Genomic DNA, 23,866 nt, shown 5'->3' with positions numbered 1-23,866 from the left:
ACGCTCCCGGTGCAGCCGAGGGCAAAGGGCGCCGGCAGAAGCCGCCCGTTATCGGAAGGCAACGAACCAATCAGATCTTGAGGAACGCCATGAATCGGCCATTCAACGTGCCTGATGAATTTGTCGAGGGCTTTTTGAAGGCGGGGGAAAGTCTGTGGCGATCGCTTGGGTGGGCACCGAACAGCGATCGCGACGGGGCGAACCTCGGCTCAGCCCTGAATTTATCGGGGCGTCTCGCCGAATTGCAGGCCGAGCACATGAAGCGGCTATACCAGCTCACCGAGCACGTCATCAAATCGGCCGCCGGCGTGCAAGGCGAAGGAGGCATTGAGCCTGCACGCGGCGATCGCCGGTTCAACGCCACGGAATGGCGGGACGATGCGGCCTATAGTCTGTTGAAGCAATGCTATTTGCTGAACTCGCGCTACTGCGTCGACTTCGTCGAGGCGCTCGATCTCGACGAGAAGGAAAAGCATCGACTGCGCTTCTTCACGCGCCAGCTCATCGAGGCGATGAGCCCGACCAATTTCCTGGCCACCAATCCGGATGTCATCAAGCTCGCGACGGACAGCGAAGGTCAAAGCCTCAAGGCGGGCCTGGAAAACCTGATGAGCGATCTGGGCAGGGGTAGCCTGACGATCACGGATGAGGAGGCTTTCGAGGTCGGAAAGGATGTCGCCGCATCCAGGGGCGCGGTTGTGTTCGAAAACGAGCTGTTTCAGCTCATTCAATACGCGCCTGCGACGGAGCAGGTGGCTGGCCGGCCTCTGCTGATCGTGCCGCCCTGCATCAACAAGTTCTACATTCTCGACCTCCAGCCGGCCAATTCGTTCGTTCGATTCGCGGTCGAGAACGGCTTCACGGTCTTCGTGGTTTCATGGCGCAACCCGGATGCCTCCTGTGGCCACATTCGATGGGACGACTACGTTGAGGATGGCGCCATACGCGCCATCGACATCGCCCGATCGATTTCGGGTGTAGACAAGATCAACGTCCTGGGTTGGTGTGTCGGCGGAACGATCTTGTCATCCGCACTCGCCATTCTGCGAACGCGCGGCGATGAATCGGTTGCCAGTGTGACGTTGCTGACGACCATGCTCGACTTCCGGGAACCGGGCGATCTTGGCGTATTCGTGGACGAGGAAGGGGTGCGGCAGCGCGAGCAGACGATCGGGAGGGAAGGCATCTACCGCGGCGCCGAGCTCGGCTTCGTCTTTCAGACGCTGCGGTCGAAGGAGCTGATCTGGCCGAACGTGATCAACAACTATCTGAAGGGAAAGTCGCCGGAGCGTTTCGATCTGCTGTTCTGGAACGCGGATGTCACCAACCTTCCCGGACCGATGTATTGCTTCTACATCAGGAACATGTACCTGGAGAACAATCTTCGGGAGCCGAACCGGTTGACAATGTGCGGCACTCCTGTCGATCTGGCCCGGGTCGATCTGCCTGCTTACGTGCTGGCGACCGCCGAAGATCATATCGTGCCGTGGCGATCGGCCTATCGCACCACCGGCCTGTTCAGTGGCAACACCCGCTTTGTGCTCGGCGCCAGTGGGCACATTGCCGGCGTGATCAATCCCGCCTCCAAGAACAAGCGAAGCTATTGGCTGTCGGACCAGCGATGCGACGATCCCGCCGCGTGGCTTGCGAGCGCCGACGAAAGGCCGGGCAGTTGGTGGAACGATTGGATCGCGTGGCTCAAGCCGTGGGCTGAAGACCGGGTGCCCGCCCGGACGCAACTCGGCAGCAACCTCTATCCGCCGGGGGAAGCGGCACCGGGCCGATATGTGAAAGCGAAGGCGAACTGACATCGTTGAACGGTCATGGAACGATTGGAAGGTAGCGGGAGCGTTAGCCGTCAAAGCGGTCGCTGAGCGAGGCGATCTCATCATCAGAAATGACTATGGGTTGCTCTTTGTACCGTTTGACGATGTCGATAGGTTACTAAAAGCTGCCACAGAAAAGTCCGAGCGGAGCGGAAGCAGATCTCGAACATTGTGGCGGGCGCGCAGGGATTCTTCTCTGCGCGAGCTGGGCTGCGAAGGTCTCGATTGAAGAGGGAAATTCGTGAGCAGAAATTATACTCACACCGCGAAGTGAGTATGACTCAGGCAGCTACAACCTCGATGTCCAAAGAAGCTTTGCCTGCACATGCACGCCTTGACCTCCGCCTGACGTGTGCACTGAGAATCCGAAGAAGCGATTTCCGCTTCCAATTCATGCAAATATCGTCCTAGAAGAGCCAGGCTACGGAAGCCCTCGTCAAACGAGAATTCTCAGTCGGTCTAATCACATAAAGGACTGATCGGAGTTGAAATACCTCAATAAGATGAACAGCTTAGGGCGCAAATTTGCCGTGGCGCCCATGATGGATTGGACCGACCGGCATTGCCGGGTGTTCCACCGTCATCTCACGCGGCGGGGGCTGCTCTATACGGAGATGCTGACCACCGGCGCCGTCATTCATGGCGACCGGGAGCGGCTGCTCGGGTTCGATGCGTGCGAAAATCCGGTGGCGCTTCAGCTTGGCGGCTCGGATCCGCGCGAGCTCGCGCAGGCCGCGCGCATCGGCGAGGCGTTCGGCTATGACGAGATCAATCTCAATGTCGGCTGTCCGTCCGATCGCGTGAAGGATGGCCGCTTTGGCGCCTGTCTCATGGCGGAGCCGGAGCTGGTGGCGAGGTGCGTCGATGCGATGAAGCGCGCAGTTGCGGCGCCCGTCACGGTGAAGTGCCGCATCGGGATCGACGCCCAGGACCCGGAGGTGGCGCTCGATACGCTCGCGCGCGCGGTGGTCGCAGCGGGCTGCGATGCGCTGATCGTGCATGCCCGGAAAGCCTGGCTCAACGGCCTGTCACCGAAGGAGAACCGCGATATTCCGCCGCTCGACTACGAGCGCGTCTATCGGCTCAAGCGCGCGATGCCCGATGTGCCCGTCATCATCAATGGCGGCATCCCAGGCATCGACGAGGCGAAGGCGCATCTTGAACACGTCGATGGCGTGATGCTCGGCCGCGCCGCCTATCAGGAGCCATGGCGGCTGCTCTCCGTCGATTCCGATATCTTCGGCGAGGCGGCGCCTCATGCGACCATGCAGGACGCGCTCGAAGCGATGATGCCTTATATCGAGGCGCAGCTCGCGCGCGGTACGCGGCTGCACGCCATCACACGGCATTTCGTCGGTGCATTCCACGCCGTGCCCGGCGCGCGGGCCTTCCGCCGCCATCTTGCCGAGCAGGGGGTAAAGCCGGGCGCCGGTCTCGACGTGCTGCGCGATGCGATCGCGCGCGTCGGTGTGCGTGCGCCGGCGGAGGCGGCCGCCTGACTGCCGCGACGTGAAGAGCCGGATCGCAACATCCGGCTCTTCGTCGATCGGCCTCAACGGAACAGGTCGAAGTGATAATTCACGCCGACGCGGAAGGTGTGGAATTTCGCGGCGTTCCAGTCCGGCAGGTCGTCGTGCTTGAACTCGGTGTAGAGATATTCGGCCTTGGCCGACCATTTCGGCAGGAACGCCCATTCGACGCCGCCACCCGCTGTCCAGCCCATCTTCATCTTGTTGATCGGACCGTCCTTGAATTCGCCGGCGGCAAGGCCGGCGGTCCCGAAGAACAGCAGGCGTGAATCCATCGTCGCGATGCCGGCGCGGGCGCGGCCGGTCATGTACCAGGGCAGGCTGACCGCGGCGCTGTTGAGCGCGTCGTGGTTCTTGATGTCTGCGCCTTCGAAGTCGTTCTCGATGCCGACCACGAACATCGGCGAGAGCTGGTAGTTGTAGCCGATCTGCACGCCGCCGACGGCGCCCTTGACCTTGCCGCCAGTCGCGCCAGCGAGATTGTTGAAGGTGTCGTCGCCGCTCTCGGCATAGCCGGCGTTGAAGCCCGCATAGAGACCCGTCCACGAATACACCGGCTGCGGTGCCGTATAGGCGGAGGCGGGCGCTGCATAGCGCGGCGACAGGTCGGCAGCGCAGGCGCTGCCTGCGGCGAACACAGCCGCAAAGGGCAGGGCGCACATCGTGCGGCGTAACGCGGCTCTTGCAGTCATCATTCACAATCTCCCACTTGGCCGCGTCCCTTCGGGAGCAGCGCCTGTCCAACCCCGATCCGGGACTGCGATTGTTATAAACCGACTAGGCGGTTGGTAAATAGCCCAAATGCCAGACCGCGGCGCTTTCGCGGCGCGCCAACTGAAGTCGTGGTCTGGATGGGTCACAGCCCGCGCGATCGAGCCTGTCGGCTGGCGAGCGGCGGCTCGCGTCGGCGCTCTAGTCGACCGCCATCCGCGCGCGGCGGGGGCTGCCCTGGAGCTCCGGATAGCCGGTGAGCATCAGCTTGTCGGCGCGCACGCCCCAGCTCTCCAGGCGGTCGAGGAAGCTCATGCCGAGCAGATTGGTCTTCATCTGCCCGCGCTGCACGACGAGGGCCGGCACCGATTTCTCGACGAGGTGGCCGACGGCAAGACGGTCGAGCGTGAGCCGGGCCGCCTTGGTGTGGCCGCCCGCGGTTTCGAGATCGACGTCATATTCGAGCATCTCGAGCGGCAGCCCGATCGCCTTTGCGGTTTCCCAGGTCAGCACCACGGAGGTCGCACCGGTGTCGATCACCATCGGTGCGGCGACGCCGTTGATCTTCGCGCGCAGCGCGAATTCACCGCCCTGGCCGCGCTGGATCTGCACGGCGGGTGCCGGTGTGACGGTCTGGGTGCGGAAGATGTGCGAGACCTTGTTGCTCGCGCGCGCGATCTGATCGGGATCGCCATAGGCGACGACGGCACCGGCGGTGCCGGCAAGCATGACGAGAACGAGCAGGAAGCGGATCATTGCGCACCTCCATATGCGCGCCGGCCGGTCAGGCGTGTTTCCGCGATCCCGCGATCGGCGCAAGTCCAGCTTCCGCCATGCGTGCCGGCAGCAGCGCCATGACCGAGAGCCGTTCCGCGCTTTCCATGGCGTGCCAGCGCGCGATCTCCGGCAAGGTGCGGCCGCAGCCGAAGCACAGCTTGGTCTTGGGATCGATCATGCAGACGGCGACGCACGGCGTTTCTTTGCTCATTTCGGCATAGTGAGGGATGGTCGGGCATTTCTGCAAGCATATCGTTAAGAGCCCGTGCCTGCGCTCATGATCGGCTTGTGGCGCGGCCGGCGCTTCTCGTCAGGCGCGAGGGAGCCCTCCGGCTGGAGCGGCGGAGAATCATCTGACAGCGGCGCCAGCGCGCTCATCACGCGCTCCGGCGGGAAGGTGACGATCACCTCGGTGCCGATGCGCAGCTTCGATTTCAGCGTGAACGTGCCGCCATGCAGGTCGATCAGGTTCTTTGCGATCGGCAGGCCCAGCCCTGCGCCCTGTTCGGCCGACTTGATCGAGTTGGAGCCCTGGCCGAAGGAAGCGAGCACGACCGGAATCTCGTCCTCGGGGATGCCGGAGCCGGTATCCCTCACCGAGAGATATTGTCCGCCCGAAGCTGTCCAGCCGGCCTTGAGCCAGATCTCGCCGCCCTGCGGCGTGAACTTGATCGAGTTGGAGAGCAGGTTGAGCACGACCTGGCGGATCGCGCGCTCGTCGGCCCAGAGCCGCGGCATGGCCTGCTCGAATACCTCGTGGATGGTGATGCCGCGGCTGGAAGCGCGCAGCTTCATCAGATGGTGGCAGTCGGCGACGATGCCGACCAGCGACACGGCTTCCTCGTTCAGCTCGTAACGGCCGGCCTCGATCCGCGACAGATCGAGAATCTCGTTGATGAGGTTGAGCAAGTGCACGCCGGAATTGTGGATGTCCGCCGAGTACTCCTTGTAGACCGGCACGGCATGCGCGCCAAAAATCTCGCTCTTCATCACCTCGGAGAAGCCGAGGATCGCGTTCAGCGGCGTGCGCAGCTCGTGGCTCATCTGCGCGAGGAAGCGCGACTTGGCGACATTGGCGGATTCGGCGCGGTGGCGCGCCTCGTCCGAGATCGCCTTGGCCTGCTCCAGTTCGCCGATCAGCGCGTCCTTCTCGGCGCGCGCCTCGAGCGTGGCGAAGGTCGAGGAATGCAGGCGATGCGCCAGCAGCACGAAATAGCCTTCGGCGGCGAGCGCGAGTGCGGCCAGGATGTAATTGTCCAGCGAGCCGGTCACCGCAAAGCTCAGCGCCATGGCGACTGCGACCGGTGCGGTGGCGGCAAGGGCGGCGATCGGCAGATTGGCGGCGAGCATGCTCGATACTGCGATCACCAGCAGCATCAGGAACATCATCAGCGTTTCCGTGACCATGTCGAGCACGGGATGGATCAGGATCGCCATCCAGCACAGGCCGTAGAGCAGGTCGAGCACGACGAAGCGTGTTCGCCACGCGCGCGTTGCGGCGGGCGAGGCGGGCTCGGTCAGGAACCGGCGGCAGCTGCGGATCATCGCGCCGTGGATGCAGAGCATGCCGGCGGTCCAGGCCGCGGCCGGGATCGGCTGCATCCACAGTCCGAACAGCACGCCGGTCGCAACCACCAGCAGCATCACGACGTAGGAGGCCGACAGCCGCGTCTGGGCATATTGGCGCAGCATCTCGGCGTCGAAAGCCGGCCGGGTTCCACTGGTCGACGTTAACTTATCGCGCGCCTCGCGCACCCGCTGCGCCGCAGCCCTTCGGCTGCTCGCCGATGGAGCGCTTACCGGCTCGGCCGGAAGCTGCACAACCTCAGGCTTTTCAGCGGGGTTACTCATCAAGCAACACGATTCCTGCCCACGCCGGACGCGGGCCTTCTGCATTGTCTATCTCTGGCAAGAAATCCTTAAGAGCTGACTTAAGGAGCTAAAGAATTACGTTAACCGGGCGTTAATCTGGAGCCGGTCCGAACCGCTCAATGCAGCGCCGCGTGCTGTGCGATGTACACCACCGCACCCGCCAGATAGCCGGCGAGCGCGGGGCCAGCGATGCGGCGGGCATACCAGAGGAACTCGATCCGCTCGAGCCCCATCGCGGCAACGCCCGCGGCCGAGCCGATGATCAGGATCGAGCCGCCGGTGCCGGCGCAATAGGCGATGAACTCCCAGATGAAGCTGTCGGGCGGATAATGCGCGAGGTCGTACATGCCCATGGTCGCGGCGACCAGCGGCACGTTGTCGATGATGGCGCTGAGCAGGCCGAGCACGACGACGATGACGTCCTGTCGGCCGAGCGTGGCGTCGAGCCATTTGGCCAGCATCGAGAGCAGGCCGGCATGCTCGAGGCAGGCGACCGCGAGCAGGATGCCGACGAAGAACACGATCGAGGTCATGTCGATCCGTCCCAGCGCATGCACCAGCGTGAGGGGCTGGCGCACATGCTCGTCCTTGTGCCGGTGCACGATCTCGCCGACCAGCCAGAGCACGCCGAGCCCGAACAGGATGCCCATGAAGGGCGCCAGATGCGTCACCGCCTTGAACACTGGCACCGCGATCAGGGTGCCGAGCCCGAGATAGAACATCAGGTTGCGCTCGAACCGGTCGACAGCCAGCAGCCCGGTGTCCTTCGACGGCGGCGCGATGGTCTTGCCCTTGAGCGAGAAGCTGATGAAGGCGAGCGGCACGAGCAGATTGAGGAGCGAGGGCAGGAACACCGCGCTCATGATCCTCAGCGGCGAGATCTGCCCGCCGATCCAGAGCATGGTCGTGGTGACGTCGCCGATCACGGTCCAGGCGCCGCCGGCATTGGCGGCAATGACGATGAGGGAGGCGAACAGCAGGCGGTCATCGCGACGGGCGATCAGCTTCTGGATCAGCGAGATCATGACGATGGTGGTCGTCAGATTGTCCAGGATCGCGCTCAGGAAGAACGTCACGAAGCCGATCAGCCAGATCAGCGCCACCTGGCTCGTGGTGCGGATCAGCGAGGTGATGACCTCGAAACCATCATGGGCGTCGATCACCTCGACGATGGTCATGGCGCCGATCAGGAAGAAAACGATCTGCGCGGTGGAGCCGACGGACTCGTCGAGCTGGCGGCCGACCAGCGCGTGGTCGCCCGTCGCGATCGCGTAGACACTCCAGAGCAGGCCCGCACCGAGCAGCGCGGAAGCGCTCTTGTTGACGCGAAGCGGGTGCTCGAGCGCGATCGCCGCATAGGCCAGGACGAAGATGGCGGCGATCGCGATCAGCAAGGTCGTTCAGATGGTCAGGTGTCAGCGGTTGAGGCGCGCGAGCAGGCTGGACGTATCCCAACGCTTGCCGCCCATCTTCTCGACTTCGGCGTAGAACTGGTCGACCAGCGCGGTCACCGGCAGGGTGGCGCCGTTGCGGCGGGCTTCGGCCAGCGAGATCGATAGGTCCTTGCGCATCCATTCGACCGCGAAGCCGAAATCGTACTTGCCCTCGTTCATGGTCTTGTAGCGGTTCTCCATCTGCCACGACTGCGCCGCCCCCTTGGAGATGGTCTCGATTACCGCGGCGACGTCGAGGCCACTCTTCTTGGCGAAGTGAATACCCTCGGAGAGGCCTTGCACGAGGCCGGCGATGCAGATCTGGTTGACCATCTTGGTCAGCTGGCCGGAGCCGGCGGGCCCGAGCAGTTTGCACATCCGCGCATAGGCGCCGGTGATCACCGGCTCAGCGCCGGCATAGGCATCCTCGGCGCCGCCGCACATCACCGTCAGCACGCCGTTCTCGGCACCGGCCTGGCCGCCGGAGACCGGGGCGTCGATGAACTTGAAGCCGGCCTTGGTGGCGGCCGCGTCGAGCTCGCGCGCGACTTCGGCGGAGGCGGTGGTGTGGTCGACGAAAGTCGCACCCTTCTTCATGCCGGCGAAGGCACCGTCGGGGCCGATCGTGACCGCGCGCAGGTCATTGTCGTTGCCGACGCAGCACATCACGAAATCCTGGCCCTCGGCGGCGGCCTTTGGGGTCGCCGCGGTCTTGCCGCCGAACTTGTCCGCCCATTCCTTCGCCTTGGCCGCGGTGCGATTGTAGACGGTGACCTCATGGCCCCCTTTTTTCACGAGGTGTCCGGCCATGGGGAAGCCCATCACGCCGAGACCGAGGAAAGCGACTTTAGCCATGTGTGGTACCTTGTCCGTAGTTTGGGTTTTACGGTTCTTGCCGGGCGGGGCGCGCCGGGTTCCGCCGTGAAGGCGGATCGGGGCGCACCATAAACCCTTGAGGGCAGAGGGCAACGGCTTCGTTTGGCGGCCCCCTGTGCTAGGATGGCGGGACTAAAGGACTTCAAAAAAAGGGAGCGAAAGAATGGGCGGCGTGAGCGTTGGCGTCCTCGATCATTTCAACATCCGGACCCGTAATCTGGCCGAGACGGTGCGCTTCTACGAGGATGTGCTGGGCCTGGAAAAAGGCGCCCGGCCGAATTTCGCCTTCCCGGGTGCCTGGATGTACAGCGAGGGCAAGCCGGTGGTGCACCTCGTCGATATTTCTCCGACCTCGGAGCCACAAAAGCCGGATTCCGGCGTTGTCCACCACGTTGCCTTCGTCAGCCGCGGTTTTGACGGCATGAAGCAGCGGCTGACGTCCAAGGGGATGAAATTCGACTCCCGCCAGGTGCCCGGCGGCGACCTCTGGCAGATCTTCGTGCACGACCCCAACGGGGTGATGATCGAGCTGAATTACGAGGCAGCCCTGGAGCAGGGGGCGGCGCCCGCCGAGATGGCTGACGATATCGGCAGGCAGTAGCCTTTTGGGCGTTTCCGCTCTAATGGGGCACATCCTGGACTCAAGGAGATGCGCTTTGAGCGTGACGCAGCAACAGGTTCTCGACAGCCTCGCCCGGATCAAATCGCCGCGCGGGGTCGCGCTTCCCAATGCCAATGTGCTGAGCGCGATCAGCGCCTCTGACGGCAAGGTGTTCTTCTCGATCAACGTCGATGCCGCGGAGGCGAGGGCCTGGGAGTCCGTCCGGGCCGAGGCCGAGGCCGCCGTGCGCGCCATTCCCGGCGCCACCACCGTGATGGTGGCGCTGACCGCCGAGCGCAAGCCGGGCTCTGCACCTCCGCCGCCGCCCACGCCAAGCCGCGGCACGCCGGGCGTGCAGCCGGTCCATGCCCACAAGCCGCCGCAGGGCGGTGGGTCGCCGATGGCGCGGCAATCGGAGATTCCGGGCGTCGCCGCCGTGATCGCGGTCGCCTCGGGCAAGGGCGGCGTCGGCAAGTCCACCACCGCGCTCAATCTGGCGCTGGGCCTGCGGGATCTCGGCCTCAAGGTCGGGCTTCTGGATGCCGACATCTACGGCCCCTCGGTGCCGCGGCTGACGGGCCTGCGCGACAAGCCGGAGCTGGATGGCGAGCGCAAGATGATTCCGCTCCGGCGCTTCGGCCTCGCGATCATGTCGATCGGCTTCCTGGTGGAGGAAGAGACCGCGATGATCTGGCGCGGTCCGATGGTGATGTCGGCGGTCACGCAGATGCTGCGCGACGTCGCATGGGGTAGCCTCGACGTGCTCGTCGTCGACATGCCGCCGGGCACCGGCGATGCCCAGCTCACGCTGGCGCAGAACGTGCCGCTGAAGGGCGCCGTGATCGTCTCGACCCCGCAGGACCTGTCGCTGATCGACGCGCGGCGGGGGCTTGCGATGTTCCGCAAGGTCAACGTGCCCGTGCTCGGCATCGTCGAGAACATGAGCTACTTCCAGTGCCCGCATTGCGGCACGAAATCCGACATCTTCGGCCATGGCGGAGCGCGCCACGAGGCCGAGAAGCTCGGAGTCCCGTTCCTGGGCGAGATCCCGCTGCACATGGCGATTCGCGCTACCTCGGACGCCGGCAATCCCGTCGTCGACAGCGAGCCGGACGGCCCCCATGCGGCGATCTACCGCGCCATTGCGGGCCAGGTTCGGGACCAGCTCAAGGGCGCCATCGCGGCGGCCTGAGCGGGGCGACGCCAATCCATTGGGGACATGCGACTTTCGTAGAGCCCCGTCATGCCAATGTCGCGTTCCGCAGGCGGGGCTTCCGTGTTAAACGCCCACGGCAGTCAAGCCCCATCGGTTCGACGCGGCCCAAGCGCGTCGCCGGAATGAGCGGCGGCAAAGAGGAAGTTCGGGGGAACGCCCCAGCAAGGAGAGACCTGAAAATGAAGCGTCGTGATTTCCTGAAAGTGTCGGCAGCAGGCGCGGCGGCGACAGCCGCGGTGGCCTCGCCGGCGATCGCTCAATCATCGCCCGAGATCAAGTGGCGCCTGACCTCGAGCTTCCCGAAGTCGCTCGATACGATCTATGGCGGTGCCGAGCAGGTGGCGAAGTACGTCGCCGAAATGACCGACAACAAATTCCAGATCCAGGTGTTCGCGGCCGGCGAAATCGTCCCCGGCCTCCAGGCGCTCGATGCGACCTCGAACGGCACGGTCGAGATGTGCCACACCGTGTCGTACTACTATGTCGGCAAGGATCCGACCTTCGCGATCTTCGCCTCGGTGCCCTTCGGCCTCAACGCGCGCCAGCAGAATTCGTGGCTGTACCAGGGCGGCGGCAACGAGCTCGCCAACGAGTTCTTCAAGAAGTCGAACGTGATTGGCCACCCCTGCGGCAACACCGGCACCCAGATGGGCGGCTGGTTCCGCAAGGAGATCAAGACGGTTGCCGATCTCTCCGGCTTGAAATTCCGCATCGGCGGCATCGCCGGCCAGGTGCTTCAGAAAGTCGGCGTCGTGCCGCAGCAGCTCGCCGGCGGCGACATCTATCCGGCGCTGGAGAAGGGCACCATCGACGCCGCCGAATGGGTCGGCCCTTATGATGACGAGAAGCTCGGCTTCGCCAAGGTCGCCAAGTACTACTATTATCCTGGCTTCTGGGAAGGCGGCCCGACCGTCCATGCCTTCACCAACCTGGACAAGTGGAATTCGCTGCCGAAGAACTACCAGGCGATCCTCACCAACGCGATGGCCAATGCCAACAGCTGGATGGCCGCGCGTTACGACATGCAGAACCCGTCGGCGCTGAAGCGTCTGGTGGCCGGCGGCACGCAGCTTCGTCCCTTCACCAACGAGGTGCTCGAAGCCTGCCTCAAGGCGACCAACGAGCTGTGGGGCGAGATCTCGGCCAAAAACGCCGACTTCAAGAAGTCGATCGACGCCATGCAGGCCTACCGCTCCGATGAATATCTGTGGTGGCAGGTTGCCGAGTACACCTACGACAGCTTCATGATCCGCTCGCGCACCCGCGGCTGATCTTCGAAGAAGTCGCAAGATCGGAAAGCCCGGCCTCCAGACGAGGCCGGGCTTTTTCTTTGCTGGTGCATCCAGGGTCAGAAACAAAAAATGTCTAAAACAACCCCATGCACAGTAGAAGTGGGGCCGGGGCGCCTTGCTCGGTGGATGCTGCCAACAGTTTGACGGGGCGGGGCAAATCAGCGGGACAGAGCAATCATGGAGCAGCCGGTGCCGACGGGGCGATTTGCCCGACGGCGACCGGAACGACATCGTCATTTGGCGCGCATCGGCCCCCCCGTCATTGCGAGCGCAGCTTGGCCCCGCCGCATTGCATTCGCGGCACTGGCTGCGCTCTGCGAAGCCGCTTGATTCGTCGGGCAAAACAGTGCCAGAAAGCGATCATCGCAGAATCCGAAATTTGTCCGATGATCCCTGGAGTGACGATCGCGGATCGCGTTGGGGGCTTGCCATGATGACGCATGCAAGGCTGCTTGGAATCGTTGTCGCTGTAACGTGGCTCGGGTGGTCTGCGGCATCGGCGGCCGGCGGTATGTCGAAAGATATTTGGAAGGGGGCCTGGAAATTCGAGATCGATCGCCAGGATAGGCCGTACCTCGGCTATTACGACACCAGGGGCAAGACAGTATTTCGCATCGGCTGCGGCGCGCATTTCGAGATGGATGCGGTCTATCCGGGGGAAGCGCCGAAACAGGACCACACCAAGGCCTCGATCACGATCGCCAACGGCAAGACGCAGATGGATTTCGCCGGCTTCACCTACGCCGGTCCCGAGTCCTTCCCGCCGAACACCACAATGTTCAACCAGCCGGACCTCGGCTATCCCGAGCTTGCCGAAGACAAATGGCGCGCGCTGGAAAATCGCGTCTTCAATCTTCTGGACTCCGGGCAGCCGCTGACGATCTCGGCCGAGGGCAAAAGCTACGTGCTGCCGCCGGTCGAGCTGCCGCGCTGGCGGCCGCGTTTCCAGAAAATCTGCTGACGCGCCCTCCGCTCGCGCACCCGCGGCTGATGATGATCCAAGCGCTACGCCTTAAGTCGCACGCCGCAAGACTCGCGCCTCCGGAGGAGGCCAGGCCCTTTCTCTGCCGCAGTGCGATGACGATGGAATTCCGTTGGGCCTTGCGTCATGCTGGCCCCAAGCCTCGGCAAGAAGGCTTCACAATCAGATCCATCAGGGCAGGAAATCATGAAGAGAAGAGACTTCATCAAGGTCACAGGACTTGGTGCGGCCGGCGCCGCCACGCTCGCCGCTCCCGCGATCGCGCAGTCGATGCCGGAAATCAAATGGCGCATGCCGACGAGCTGGCCGAAATCGCTCGACACGCTCTTTGGCGGCGCCGAGATGATGTGCAAGATGGTTGCGGAAGCCACCGACAACAAATTCCAGATCCAGATATTCGCGGCCGGCGAGATCGTGCCGGGCCTCCAGGTGCTCGACGCCGTGCAGAACGCCACCTGCGAGATCGGCCACACCGCCTCGTACTATTATTTCGGCAAGGACCCGACCTTCACCTTCGGCTCGGCGGTGCCGTTCGGGCCCAACATGCGCATCAACCAGGCCTGGTACATGCAGGGCGGGGGACGGGAAGTCCTCAACGAGTTCTACAAGAGCTACAACGTCGTCTCGCTGCTTGCGGGCAACACCGGCTGCCAGATGGGCGGCTGGTTCAGGAAAGAGGTCAACACGCCCGAGGATCTCAAGGGCATGAAATTCCGCATCGGCGGCTTTGCCGGCCGCGTGCTCCAGAAGCTCGGCGTGGTGCCGCAGCAGCTCGCCGGCGGCGACATCTATCCGGCGCTGGAGAAGGGCACCATCGACGCCGCCGAATGGGTCGGCCCCTACGATGATGAGAAGCTCGGCTTCTACAAGATCGCGCCGCACTACTACTATCCCGGCTGGTGGGAGGGCGGGCCGATGCTGCTGGCCTTCGTCAATCTCGACAAGTGGAATGCGCTGCCGAAGTACTATCAAAGCGTGCTGGAGCAGGCCGGCCACTACGCCAACAATTACATGATGGCACGCTACGACACAGCCAATCCGCTCGCATTGAAGAAGCTGCTCGCCAACGGCGCCAAGCTGCACGCCTTCTCGCCGCCGATCATGGAGGCCTGCTACAAGGCCGCCAAGGAGCTGCACGCCGAAGTCGGTGCGACCAACGCCAACTTCAAGAAGGTCCACGACTCTCTCGCCAAGTTCACCGGCGATGGCTACGCCTGGTTCCAGGTCGCGGAAGTCGGCTACGACATCTTCATGGCGCGGCGGTCGCAGAGCTGATCGCGACTTCTGTCGCATGCACCGCCCCGGAGCGAAGGCTGCGGGGCGTTGCGGTCGCAGCTCTGGAGGTGACAGACTCAAAACATGAAAAACGGCCCATGCTCAATAGACGAGGGGACATGGCAAGAGGCTCAGTGGATGCTGCCAACAGCCTGATGCGTCGGGACAAATCAGCTGAAGCAGGCGATGATCGCGGAGCCGGGGTCCGTGCCGCGTTTTGAGAGCCAGGTCAGGATCAGCCACGGGCAGTCGCACCGATGGATGGCGCTGCCGTTCTTTGAAACGGCAGTTCCGCTGCTTGTCGTGATGGGATTCGCAGCTTGGTCTGACGCTGGTGATCGAGCGCGCGTTCTGAAGTCGCTACGCGCATGTTCGAAGCGTCGAGGTCGGTCTAATCCCCGATGTCATACTGCTTGCTGAGGTGATCGCCGATCTGGACCAGCATGGCGACACATTCGGGGTAGCCGGGTCGATCGGACGTGGCCTGATCCGCGTCGGCGCGAAACTCCCAGGAGGCGCCATCGCGAACGATGGAAATCGCCATTCCATCGGGGCAGTCGGCGTGGACCTTCAACTCGGCCCTCGCCATTGCGATCAGTTCGCCTTCAGTCTTGACCGGCCTGCTCATGAAGCTCGTCCCTCCGTCCTGGAACAGAAATTTGCCCATATCCGGCAAATTAGCAAACAAGTCCTGGATAGTAACTGATCCATATCATCGGGATCAGGCGCTCACCGGCGGTGGGCTCGGGTTTGGAATCCGATCCTACCCGCGTGCGTGGTGGATGACCGTCGGAGGCCTGTAAGCGGCAATGCCGTCTCGTTGCGCTCCACCGGCCGGCATCGCGGCTTTATCAGGACACTTCTGATCGGCTTACGTGAGCCTGACAGGAAGGCCCGCCGCGTGTTTTTTCGCTGGCCGAGGCGTCCGGAATGGTGGATGAGAGCGATGATGCGGCCCTGGCCGTAACCTTGGCCGTGAGATGACACCGGAACATCCGGCGGGACTGAGATGCGCCTTCTGATCGTCGAAGACAATGCCGAGCTGTCGCGGCTGGTGGCCGCCGGGCTGTCGGCGGCCGGCTACGAGAGCGACATCGTGAGCAGCGCGGCCGAGGCGCGCGAGGCGGTCGGCAGCGTCAGCTATGCCGCGATGATCCTCGACCTCGGCCTTCCCGACGGCGACGGCCTGTCGGTGCTGCGCGAGCTGCGCCGGCAGATGGAGCCGCTGCCGGTGCTGGTGCTGACCGCGCGCGGCGGCTTGCAGGATCGCGTCAACGGCCTGCGCAGCGGCGCCGACGACTATCTCGCAAAGCCGTTCGCGATGGAGGAGCTGGTGGCGCGGCTGGAGGCGATCCTGCGCCGGCCGGGCCAGCTGCTCGGCCGCTCGCTGCGGTTGGCCAACCTCGTCTACGACACCGAGAGCCGCCAGATCTTCATCGACGACCAGCCGCGGATCATCTCCGCGCGCGAGGCCTCGGTGCTCGAGATCCTGCTGCGCCGGCAGGGGCGGGTGGTGCCGAAGAAGAACGTCGAGGATCACATCTTCGGACTCGAGGGCGAGGTCGCCTCCAACGCCGTCGAGGTCTACGTCTCGCGGCTGCGCAAGCAGCTCACCGAACACGGCGCCAAGGTCGTGATCCACACCATCCGCGGCGTCGGCTATCTCATGGCCGAGGAGAAATAGCGTGTCCGCCGCCCGGTCATTCGCCAGGCCGACGTTCAAATCGCTGATCTCGCGCATCGTGTTCCTGCATATCGTGGCGGTCGCGGTGGTTGCGATCTTCCTGCCGCTGGTGCTGTTCTGGCTGCTCAACTCGGAGGTCGACCAGCTGCACCGCGATGCCATGCGCGCCCAGGCCGAGGTGCTCGCCGAGCGCATCGTCCCGCAGGCGGACGGCACGTTGACCTTCAATCTGCCCGACAGTCTGAAGGGCCTCTATTCGGAAGCCTATGGCCGCTACCAGTACGACATTCGCGATTCCGAGGGACGCGTGCTGTTCTCGTCGCGGCGAAAGACCGGCGATACCGCCCCGCCGCGCTTGTCCGAGACGATTTCCGGTGCCGGCGTGAGCCGCGTGATCGAGGGCAGGACGGTGCGCATCCGCGTCGCCGAGGATCTTTCGCACCGCGACGTCATCATCGACGACATCATCTCGAACTTCTTCCGGCGGGTCGGGTGGATCACCATCCCGATCCTGCTGATCCTGCTCGCGACCGACATCATCATCTTCCGCCGTGCGGTCGCGCCGCTGTGGAAGGCCTCGGAGGAGGCCAGCAATATCGGCCCGGCGCGCACCGACATCCGCCTGCCGACGGAGCAGATCCCGCGCGAGATCATGCCGCTCGTCACCGCCGTGAACCAGGCGCTCGATCGCCTCGAGGACGGCTTTCGCGTGCAACGCCAGTTCACCGCGGATGCCGCGCATCAATTGCGCACGCCGCTTGCGATCCTGCGCACGCGGATCGAGACGCTCGGCGACCGCGAGGCGAGGCAGGCGCTGCATGCCGACATCGAGGGCATGAGCCGCATCGTCGCCCAGCTGCTGGAGATCGCCGAGCTCGACACGCTGGTGCTCGATCCCGGCGAGACCGCCGACCTGCGCGCCGTCTGCACCGAGGTGGTCGGCGCGATCGCGCCGTTCGCGCTCGCCCAGCACAAGGACATCGCACTCAGGGGCACCGACGCGCCGGTGATGGTCCACGGCAATTCCGAGATGCTTCAGCGCGCGATCTTCAACCTCGCCGAAAACGCCATCAAGTTCACCGCAAAGGATACGTCCGTCGATGTCGAGGTCGGTGACGACGGTGTAGTGCGCGTGCGCGATTGCGGTCCCGGCATCGCGGACGCCGAGCGCGAGCTGATCTTCCAGCGCTTCTGGCGCGCCGACCGCCAGCGCAGCGACGGCGCCGGTCTGGGGCTCTCGATCGTGCGCGGCGTGGCGGAGGACCATGACGCGACGGTGGCGGTGGAGAACCTTCCCGGTGGCGGCGCGGAGTTCACGCTGCGGTTTCGGCTGGCGGAGAGGGCAGGCGGCCCCTCTCCCCTCATATCCGCCGAAGCCTTGGCGAAGGCGGATGTGGGAGAGGGTGGCATAGGCGGCCTTCGGCCGCCGTCCTCATAACGCCGATGCTTTGCATCGGCGTCCACTTTAGGGCGGCCGCTATTTCAGCTTACCCGTGGACAGGTCCATGATCATGCGCGTGGCCAGATAAAGCCGCGGCACGATGCTGTTGATCTGCACATATTCGGCATCGTTGGAGTGCGCGCCGAAGCCCGACAGGCCCATGCCTTCCACCACGGCTCCGCTGGTCTTGAGCGCGGCAAACGCGGCGTCGGTGCCGCCGCCGGTCGCCTTCTCGTCGACCTTGAGGGACAGTCCGATCTCCCCATAGATCGTCTTGCCGTAGGCCGCGACGCGGCGCGAGGCGTCGTTGGCTTCCAACGGCGGACGACGCACCTCGAATTTCAGCTCGACCCTGGAGTCGGGCAGCAGGCGATTCTTGATCTTCTCCTGCAGCGCCTTCTGCAACTCGTCGAAATCGGCGACCTTGAGCGCACGCGCATCGGCCTGGGCCGTGGCGTCGGCCGGGATGACGTTGCGGTTGGTGCCGGCCTTGGAGACCGTCCAGTTCAGCTTCAGGCCCTGCTCTGGCTTGGACAGGTCCTTCATCTGCAGCACCTGGTGCGAGAGCTCGTACAGCGCGTTGACGCCGCCCTCGGGCCGCGCGCCCGCGTGCGAGGACTTGCCCTGCACCGTGAGATAGGCCGAGCCGATGCCACTGGTGGCGAGGCGCAGCGTGCCGTCGGTGCCGCCGCCTTCGAACGAGAACACCACGTCCTGATCCGCGGCGAATTTGGCGATGGTGCTGCGCCAGCCGGGCGAGGAGATCTCCTCGTCCCCATTGGTGAGCACCGTGAGCGTGCCGTAATCCTTGAAGTTGAGTTTCTGGAGCATCGCCACGGTATGGAGAATGAGCGCGACGCCCTGCTTGTCGTCGGCGATGCCGAGGCCGTAGGCCTTGTCACCGTCGACGCGGAACGGTTGGTCCTTCAGCATGCCCTTCAGGTACACCGTGTCCATGTGGGCGATCAGCATGATCTTCTTGCTGCCGGTGCCCTTGAACACGGCGTGCACGGCCGGGCCGATTGTCTCGGGCGTGTCGTCGAGGCGATAGATGTCGGTGGGGTGCAAAATCTCCACCGTGCCGCCGAGCTGCTTGAGCTGGCCGGCAACGCGCTCGGCAATCTTTTCCAGGCCGTCAACGTCCTTGCTGCCCGATTCGATGCCGACGAGATCGCGCAGCGTGTCGAGCAGCGGCTGCTGCTCCTTTTGCGCCAATGCATGGACATCGGTCATCGGTTCCGCATGCGCAAACGTTGCGGCACATGCCAGCCAGAGCGATGCGATCAAGGGAGTGAACGACGGAACAGGGTGCGATCGGGACATGCGCGGCGGTCCATCAGTTGGAGGATGGCCCGGTATGCCCGTGTTTGCGGCGCGTGTCACGTGCGCGGACGCGCGCGTCATGAACCGCCGAGGCGGAACATGACGGCGATGGTCACGGCCGCTACTTCTGCGGCGGTCCGAGATCCAGCGGCGGCAGCTCGATCTGCGGCACCTCGATCCTGACCTTGTCGAGATCGACGTTGAGGGGCTTGTCGAGCAGGCCCGTCACGGTGATCGGAAAGATGATCACGAGCATCACCATGATCAGCTGGAGGCCGATCCAGGGCATCGCGCCCCAGTAGATGTCGGAGCTCTTCACTTCCTTCGGCGCCACGCCGCGCAGGTAGAACAGCGCAAAGCCGAACGGCGGATGCAGGAACGAGGTCTGCATGTTCACGCAGAGCATCACGCCGAACCAGATCAGCGCCGCGTCCGGTCCCACCACGGGGGCGAGGATCTTCTGCGCGATCGGCGCGATCATCGGCAGGATGATGAAGGCGATCTCGAAGAAGTCGAGGAAGAAGGCCAGGAAGAAGATGAAGAGGTTGATGAAGATCAGGAAGCCCCAGACGCCGCCGGGCAGCGAGGTCAGCAGGTGCTCGAGCCAGACGCCGCCGGATACGCCGAGGAACACCACGGAGAAGCAGGTCGAGCCGATCAGGATGAAGGTGACCATGCAGGTGAGGCGCATGGTGGACTGGTAGCCCTGCGTGATCAGGTCGCGCAGGTCGGGGATGCGCGCGGCCCGGATGCAGATCCACGCCACCGCGAGATAGGTGAGGGCGAAGGCGAGCTTGAAGATCAAATTCTCGCTCATCATCATCGCGACGATGGTGCCGACGCCGGCGGCGATCACGCCTGTTATCAGGATCTTGCGGTCGGTCGAGGTGAAGTCCTTGTGGTGGATCGCGGCGAGCACGATGGCGCCGACGGCACCCATCGCGCCGGCTTCGGTCGGCGTGGCAAGGCCCATCATCATGGTGCCGAGCACGACGAAGATCAGCACGGCCGAGGGGATGATGCCCATCAGGCACTTCTTCCACAGCGGCCAGCCGGTCAACGTGCGCGCGTCCTTCGGCACCGGCGGCACGTGGCCCGGCTTGATCAGGCCGAGGATGAACGTGTAGCCGGCGAACAGCATGATCTGGAACACCGAAGGGCCCCAGGCGCCGAGATACATGTCACCGACCGACTTGCCGAGCTGGTCGGCGAGCACGATCAGCACCAGCGAGGGCGGCACCAGCTGCGTGATCGTGCCGGAGGCAGCGAGCACGCCGGTGATGTAGCGCATGTTGTAGCCGTAGCGGATCATCACCGGCATCGAGATCAGCGCCATGGCGATCACCTGCGCGGCCACCGTGCCGGTGATGGCGCCGAGGATGAAGCCGACGATGATGACGGAATAGCCGAGACCGCCGCGGATCGGGCCGAACAGCTGGCCCATCGAATCCAGCATGTCCTCGGCCAGCCCGCATCTCTCCAATATGGCGCCCATGAAGGTGAAGAACGGGATCGCGAGCAGCAGCTCGTTGGAGAGCACGCTGCCGAACACGCGGCCGGGAATCGCCTGAAGGAAGTTGAGATCGAAGAAGCCGAGATGGATGGCGAGGAAGCCGAAGGAAAGGCCGACGGCCGCCAGCGTGAAGGCAACGGGGAAGCCGATCAGCATCGCCAGAACCAGGCCGCCGAACATCAACGGCGGCATCATCTCCAGCGTAATCATTGGGTCGGCCTCTCGTACTTGGCGTCGATCGTCACATAGCCCTGGAAAGCCGCGATACGCTTGATGACCTCGGAAACACCCTGGAGCGCCAGCATCACGAAGCCGGCGGGGATCACGAACTTGATCGGCCAGCGGATCAGGCCGCCGGCATTGGCAGACGTCTCGCCGACGCTATAGGCCTGCATGAAGAACGGCCAGGACAGATAGGCGAGCAGGAGACAGGAGGGAATCAGGAAGAACAGCGTGCCGATCATGTCGAGCCAGAGCTGGCCGCGCTCGGACAGGGTCAGGTAGAAGATCTCGACCCGCACATGCTCATTGCGCTTGAAGGTGTAGGCCGAGCCGAACATCACGAGGATGGCGAACATGTACCATTGCAGCTCGAGCCAGCCGTTCGACGAGTCGTTGAAGGCGTAGCGGATCATGGCGTTGGCCGCGCTGACCAGGCACGCCAGGAGCACGAGCAGGTTACAGACGTACCCAATCTTTTCGTTGAGGGCGTCGATGGCGTTGCTCAGCGCCAGCAATGGACGCATCTTACTTTCTCTCCGTCGCGGCCTTACACTTCACGGAAGGCTTCAGCACGCATCGCTCGGCTCGCGTGCAAGATGCACACGACCGCACGGATTGTATTCCGGAGCGATTGCGGCGTCAGTCCTCCCCTCGTGCCTTGCCGTCTTGACCGCGACCGCCAACGGGCGGGCCGGCTTATTGTTGCCGGGCAAGCAAAGGCGGTCGCACCAAATCAGTGGCGTCACGTGCCGTCAATTGGAAAATGGACAAATTGACGCGCCGTCAAAAGCTTAGGTTAGCGGAGCGGGGCCGATCCTCAGCCGCCGGTGACGCTCATGTGCCTGGAGACGCTGGGGCGGTTGTGGCGGCGGTCGATGATGAAATCGTGGCCCTTGGGCTTCAGCCCGATGGCGCGGTCGATCGCATCCGCAAGCAGCATGTCGTCGTCCGATGCACGCAGAGGTTTGCGCAAATCGGAGGCATCCTCGTGGCCGAGGCAGGTGTGCAGCGTGCCGGTGCAGGTGATGCGCACCCGGTTGCAGGATTCGCAGAAATTATGGGTCATCGGCGTGATGAAGCCGAGCTTGCCGCCGGTCTCGGCGACGCTGACATAGCGCGCCGGGCCGCCGGTGCTCTCGGCCAGGTCCGTCAGCGTGAATTGCTGGGCGAGGCGTGCGCGCACCAGCGACAACGGCAGATACTGGTCGATCCGGCCTGCGCCGATCTCGCCCATCGGCATGACCTCGATCAGCGTCAGGCCCATGTTCTTGCCGTGGGCCCAGCGCATCAGCGAAGGCAGCTCGTCCTCGTTGAGATTCTTCAGCGCCACTGCGTTGATCTTCACGGCGAGCCCCGCGGCACGCGCGGCCTCGATGCCTTCCAGCACCTTGTCGATCTCGCCCCAGCGGGTGATCTCGCGAAACTTCTTGGGATCGAGCGTGTCGAGCGAGACGTTGATGCGGCGGACGCCGCAATCGGCGAGCTCCCTGGCATACTTTGCCAGTTGCGTGCCGTTGGTGGTCAGCGTCAGCTCGCTCAGGGCGCCGCTCGACAGATGGCGCGACAGCGAGCGCACCAGCGTCATCACGTTGCGGCGGACCAGCGGCTCGCCGCCGGTGAGTCGCAGCTTCTTGACGCCCTTGGCGATGAAGGCCGAGCAGAGCCGGTCGAGCTCCTCCAGCGTCAACAGGTCCGCCTTGGGCAGGAACGTCATGTCTTCCGACATGCAGTAGAAACAGCGCAGGTCGCAGCGATCCGTGACGGAAACGCGCAAATAGCTGATGGTCCGCCCGAACGGATCGGTCATGGCGCTGGACAGCGCTGCGCGGGGGTTCGCGGAAGATCCGTTCATACCAAATGCCTTGTCACTTACGGCGACGGGCGCACCTTTGCTTCAACGGTGCTCTGAAAGCAATCTAAGCATCGGACGCGGCTAGGACAATCGGGTGGTATACGTAACTCAGCCCTTGGATCAGCGCTTGCTCGCGTTCGGATCGGGGAACGGCGAGCCGGCGGCGGCTGGTTCGGCGGCCGCGGGCGCGGCTGCGACCGGTTTCGGCTTCTTCGGCCGGTGCGCTTTCCTCACCGGCTTGGGCGGCACCGCCGGCTGGAGTTCCGCAAACACCGGATTCGGATCGGTGGTGACCGAGGCGGGCGTGGTGAGATCGCCGGGGTTCTTGATGATGTTCACCGGGACGCTCGCCGGCTGGTACTTGGGCAGCGCGAAGGCGACCGTGAACGGCGCGTCCGGGGCGGGAACCGAGACCGAGCAGGGGGTCTTGCAGCCCGGACCGAGCGAGGTCGAGGCATCAGCCCCCGGGGGATTGGATTCGAGCCGGACCTGAACGGTCGGGGGCGCCGATTTGAACATGTCCCAGGACATCGAGGAGCAGCCACCAAGACTTGTTGCCCCCAGGAGGCTCGCTCCCGCTAGCGCAATCGCGATCACACGACGCATCAACCACCCACTTCTACTGCGACGAACCGCCACATCCCGGGCGGACCTTAGGGACGTCGCTGAGGGCAGGCAACCGGCGCGCCGCGCATAGTTAATAGTTGGTTAACGCGGGGGTATCTTCGCTTTTTGCTGAGATTTCAGGACCTTGCCGAACCCAGCGGCGTCATCAGGCTGGTGGCTGCGGCCGGCAGGTCACGCATGTGATGGATCAGCCGGTCCGGCTTCAGCTCGGCGATCGGCACGTCCGTGTAGCCGAAGCTGACCCCGATCACGGGCACCCCGGCGCGCCGGGCTACCCCGACATCGGTTCCGGCGTCGCCGACCATGATGCTGGCTTTGACCTCGCCGCCGGCGCGGGCCACCGTTTCCCGGAAAATGGCCGGATCGGGCTTCTGGACGCCAAAGGTGTCGGCGCCGCAGATCGCCGCGAAGCGGCGGCTGAGGTCGAGCTGGTCCAGCAGGCGCTTGGACAGCCATTCCAGCTTGTTGGTGCAGACCGCCAGGCGATGGCCCTGCGCAGCAAAATGGTCGAGCGCGGTCTCGAGCCCTTCGAAAGGCCGGGATTCGACCGCGATATGCTCGGCGTAATAGGCGATGAAATCCGCCGTCATCCGATCCATGTCCGAAGGCGTGACGATGCGGCCCTCAGCCTCCAGGCCCCGCTCGATCAGCTTGCGGGCGCCGGCGCCGATCATGTTGCGGGCTGACTGCATCGGCACGGGCGGCAGGCCTTCGCGGTCGAGCACGTAATTCAGCGCGGTGATCAGGTCGGGCGCCGTATCCACGAGCGTGCCGTCGAGATCGAAGACGATGGTGTGAGGGGAGGTCATGGTCC

Annotated in this window: 22 protein-coding genes; 9 read left to right on the top strand and 13 right to left on the bottom strand. The window is 64.2% G+C overall.

Features of this window, described 5'->3' with window-relative positions; genetic code table 11:
- The first annotated feature begins 89 nt into the window (after positions 1-89).
- Positions 90-1,808, top strand: a complete 1,719-nt coding sequence (gene phaC, locus EI171_RS29085) for a class I poly(R)-hydroxyalkanoic acid synthase (RefSeq protein WP_161535361.1) — start codon at positions 90-92, stop codon at positions 1,806-1,808.
- 521 nt (positions 1,809-2,329) lie between these two features.
- Positions 2,330-3,325, top strand: coding sequence for a tRNA dihydrouridine(20/20a) synthase DusA (dusA, locus tag EI171_RS29080; RefSeq protein ID WP_161537092.1), 996 nt, complete (start codon positions 2,330-2,332; stop codon positions 3,323-3,325).
- 53 nt (positions 3,326-3,378) lie between these two features.
- On the opposite strand, the gene EI171_RS29075 is transcribed toward dusA, so the two are convergent.
- The 6 genes from EI171_RS29075 to EI171_RS29050 all read right to left on the bottom strand — a co-directional run bounded on the left by EI171_RS29075 (position 3,379) and on the right by EI171_RS29050 (position 9,003).
- On the bottom strand, positions 3,379-4,047 hold the full coding sequence (locus EI171_RS29075; RefSeq protein ID WP_161537091.1) for an outer membrane protein: 669 nt from the start codon (positions 4,045-4,047) through the stop codon (positions 3,379-3,381).
- A 220-nt stretch (positions 4,048-4,267) separates the two neighbouring features.
- On the bottom strand, positions 4,268-4,822 hold the full coding sequence (locus EI171_RS29070; protein WP_028170824.1) for a TIGR02281 family clan AA aspartic protease: 555 nt from the start codon (positions 4,820-4,822) through the stop codon (positions 4,268-4,270).
- Positions 4,823-4,850: 28 nt separating this feature from the next.
- Positions 4,851-5,054 carry a DUF1289 domain-containing protein gene (locus EI171_RS29065; protein ID WP_011086518.1) on the bottom strand — a complete coding sequence of 68 codons (204 nt, stop codon included), beginning with the start codon at positions 5,052-5,054 and terminating at the stop codon, positions 4,851-4,853.
- Positions 5,055-5,098: 44 nt separating this feature from the next.
- Complete coding sequence (locus EI171_RS29060) at positions 5,099-6,694, bottom strand: HAMP domain-containing sensor histidine kinase (RefSeq protein WP_038966223.1); 1,596 nt, start codon at positions 6,692-6,694, stop codon at positions 5,099-5,101.
- A gap of 137 nt (positions 6,695-6,831) precedes the next feature.
- Positions 6,832-8,109: a sodium:proton antiporter NhaD gene (gene nhaD, locus EI171_RS29055; RefSeq protein WP_161535360.1), complete on the bottom strand. Its 1,278-nt coding sequence runs from the start codon at positions 8,107-8,109 to the stop codon at positions 6,832-6,834.
- 21 nt (positions 8,110-8,130) lie between these two features.
- Entirely contained in the window at positions 8,131-9,003 is an 873-nt protein-coding gene (locus EI171_RS29050) for an NAD(P)-dependent oxidoreductase (protein WP_011086521.1), read from the bottom strand.
- A gap of 184 nt (positions 9,004-9,187) precedes the next feature.
- Here EI171_RS29050 and EI171_RS29045 point away from each other — a divergent pair, with 184 nt between their 5' ends.
- From EI171_RS29045 to EI171_RS29025, 5 genes are all read left to right on the top strand, one after another.
- On the top strand, positions 9,188-9,625 hold the full coding sequence (locus EI171_RS29045) for a VOC family protein (RefSeq protein ID WP_011086522.1): 438 nt from the start codon (positions 9,188-9,190) through the stop codon (positions 9,623-9,625).
- Positions 9,626-9,680: 55 nt separating this feature from the next.
- Complete coding sequence (locus EI171_RS29040; protein ID WP_161535359.1) at positions 9,681-10,817, top strand: Mrp/NBP35 family ATP-binding protein; 1,137 nt, start codon at positions 9,681-9,683, stop codon at positions 10,815-10,817.
- Between the two features lie 203 nt (positions 10,818-11,020).
- Positions 11,021-12,112, top strand: a complete 1,092-nt coding sequence (locus EI171_RS29035; protein WP_028170829.1) for a TRAP transporter substrate-binding protein — start codon at positions 11,021-11,023, stop codon at positions 12,110-12,112.
- Positions 12,113-12,338: 226 nt separating this feature from the next.
- Positions 12,339-13,094 carry a hypothetical protein gene (locus tag EI171_RS29030; RefSeq protein ID WP_246740275.1) on the top strand — a complete coding sequence of 252 codons (756 nt, stop codon included), beginning with the start codon at positions 12,339-12,341 and terminating at the stop codon, positions 13,092-13,094.
- A gap of 207 nt (positions 13,095-13,301) precedes the next feature.
- Positions 13,302-14,390 (top strand): TRAP transporter substrate-binding protein, encoded by a 1,089-nt coding sequence (locus EI171_RS29025; protein ID WP_028170831.1) that lies wholly within the window; start codon positions 13,302-13,304, stop codon positions 14,388-14,390.
- A gap of 391 nt (positions 14,391-14,781) precedes the next feature.
- Here the strand turns inward: EI171_RS29025 and EI171_RS29020 are convergent, their stop codons facing one another.
- The gene (locus tag EI171_RS29020; protein ID WP_028170832.1) at positions 14,782-15,018 is read right to left on the bottom strand and encodes a hypothetical protein; all 237 of its coding nucleotides are present in this window, start codon (positions 15,016-15,018) and stop codon (positions 14,782-14,784) included.
- A gap of 381 nt (positions 15,019-15,399) precedes the next feature.
- Between EI171_RS29020 and EI171_RS29015 the strand changes: the two genes are divergently transcribed.
- Positions 15,400-16,074 carry a response regulator transcription factor gene (locus tag EI171_RS29015; RefSeq protein ID WP_011086528.1) on the top strand — a complete coding sequence of 225 codons (675 nt, stop codon included), beginning with the start codon at positions 15,400-15,402 and terminating at the stop codon, positions 16,072-16,074.
- A gap of 1 nt (position 16,075) precedes the next feature.
- Complete coding sequence (locus tag EI171_RS29010) at positions 16,076-17,512, top strand: HAMP domain-containing sensor histidine kinase (RefSeq protein WP_161535358.1); 1,437 nt, start codon at positions 16,076-16,078, stop codon at positions 17,510-17,512.
- A 39-nt stretch (positions 17,513-17,551) separates the two neighbouring features.
- On the opposite strand, the gene EI171_RS29005 is transcribed toward EI171_RS29010, so the two are convergent.
- The 6 genes from EI171_RS29005 to EI171_RS28980 form a co-directional block, all read right to left on the bottom strand.
- Complete coding sequence (locus EI171_RS29005; RefSeq protein ID WP_161535357.1) at positions 17,552-18,838, bottom strand: M20/M25/M40 family metallo-hydrolase; 1,287 nt, start codon at positions 18,836-18,838, stop codon at positions 17,552-17,554.
- Positions 18,839-18,959: 121 nt separating this feature from the next.
- Positions 18,960-20,561, bottom strand: a complete 1,602-nt coding sequence (locus EI171_RS29000; RefSeq protein ID WP_161535356.1) for a TRAP transporter large permease subunit — start codon at positions 20,559-20,561, stop codon at positions 18,960-18,962.
- Entirely contained in the window at positions 20,558-21,097 is a 540-nt protein-coding gene (locus EI171_RS28995) for a TRAP transporter small permease subunit (protein WP_161535355.1), read from the bottom strand. Before EI171_RS28995 ends, EI171_RS29000 begins: the two co-directional genes overlap by 4 nt.
- Positions 21,098-21,390: 293 nt before the next feature.
- The gene (gene moaA / locus EI171_RS28990) at positions 21,391-22,425 is read right to left on the bottom strand and encodes a GTP 3',8-cyclase MoaA (protein WP_028170835.1); all 1,035 of its coding nucleotides are present in this window, start codon (positions 22,423-22,425) and stop codon (positions 21,391-21,393) included.
- 120 nt (positions 22,426-22,545) lie between these two features.
- The gene (locus tag EI171_RS28985; protein ID WP_028170836.1) at positions 22,546-23,031 is read right to left on the bottom strand and encodes a hypothetical protein; all 486 of its coding nucleotides are present in this window, start codon (positions 23,029-23,031) and stop codon (positions 22,546-22,548) included.
- 137 nt (positions 23,032-23,168) lie between these two features.
- Complete coding sequence (locus EI171_RS28980) at positions 23,169-23,861, bottom strand: HAD family hydrolase (protein WP_011086535.1); 693 nt, start codon at positions 23,859-23,861, stop codon at positions 23,169-23,171.
- Positions 23,862-23,866 lie beyond the last annotated feature (5 nt).

This window comes from Bradyrhizobium sp. LCT2, from assembly GCF_009931255.1.
In the GTDB taxonomy this organism is placed as follows: domain Bacteria; phylum Pseudomonadota; class Alphaproteobacteria; order Rhizobiales; family Xanthobacteraceae; genus Bradyrhizobium; species Bradyrhizobium diazoefficiens.
Note: the sequence above shows the minus strand (reverse complement) of the source record. Positions and strands in the feature narration are given on the sequence as shown.

Coding starts and splice junctions, on each gene's coding strand:
- phaC (WP_161535361.1), top strand. CDS start 90: ATGAATCGGCCATTCAACGTGCCTGATGAATTTGTCGAGGGCTTTTTG.
- dusA (WP_161537092.1), top strand. CDS start 2,330: ATGAACAGCTTAGGGCGCAAATTTGCCGTGGCGCCCATGATGGATTGG.
- EI171_RS29075 (WP_161537091.1), bottom strand. CDS start 4,047: ATGACTGCAAGAGCCGCGTTACGCCGCACGATGTGCGCCCTGCCCTTT.
- EI171_RS29070 (WP_028170824.1), bottom strand. CDS start 4,822: ATGATCCGCTTCCTGCTCGTTCTCGTCATGCTTGCCGGCACCGCCGGT.
- EI171_RS29065 (WP_011086518.1), bottom strand. CDS start 5,054: ATGAGCAAAGAAACGCCGTGCGTCGCCGTCTGCATGATCGATCCCAAG.
- EI171_RS29060 (WP_038966223.1), bottom strand. CDS start 6,694: ATGAGTAACCCCGCTGAAAAGCCTGAGGTTGTGCAGCTTCCGGCCGAG.
- EI171_RS29050 (WP_011086521.1), bottom strand. CDS start 9,003: ATGGCTAAAGTCGCTTTCCTCGGTCTCGGCGTGATGGGCTTCCCCATG.
- EI171_RS29045 (WP_011086522.1), top strand. CDS start 9,188: ATGGGCGGCGTGAGCGTTGGCGTCCTCGATCATTTCAACATCCGGACC.
- EI171_RS29035 (WP_028170829.1), top strand. CDS start 11,021: ATGAAGCGTCGTGATTTCCTGAAAGTGTCGGCAGCAGGCGCGGCGGCG.
- EI171_RS29025 (WP_028170831.1), top strand. CDS start 13,302: ATGAAGAGAAGAGACTTCATCAAGGTCACAGGACTTGGTGCGGCCGGC.
- EI171_RS29020 (WP_028170832.1), bottom strand. CDS start 15,018: ATGAGCAGGCCGGTCAAGACTGAAGGCGAACTGATCGCAATGGCGAGG.
- EI171_RS29015 (WP_011086528.1), top strand. CDS start 15,400: ATGCGCCTTCTGATCGTCGAAGACAATGCCGAGCTGTCGCGGCTGGTG.
- EI171_RS29005 (WP_161535357.1), bottom strand. CDS start 18,838: ATGTCCCGATCGCACCCTGTTCCGTCGTTCACTCCCTTGATCGCATCG.
- EI171_RS29000 (WP_161535356.1), bottom strand. CDS start 20,561: ATGATTACGCTGGAGATGATGCCGCCGTTGATGTTCGGCGGCCTGGTT.
- EI171_RS28995 (WP_161535355.1), bottom strand. CDS start 21,097: ATGCGTCCATTGCTGGCGCTGAGCAACGCCATCGACGCCCTCAACGAA.
- moaA (WP_028170835.1), bottom strand. CDS start 22,425: ATGAACGGATCTTCCGCGAACCCCCGCGCAGCGCTGTCCAGCGCCATG.
- EI171_RS28985 (WP_028170836.1), bottom strand. CDS start 23,031: ATGCGTCGTGTGATCGCGATTGCGCTAGCGGGAGCGAGCCTCCTGGGG.
- EI171_RS28980 (WP_011086535.1), bottom strand. CDS start 23,861: ATGACCTCCCCTCACACCATCGTCTTCGATCTCGACGGCACGCTCGTG.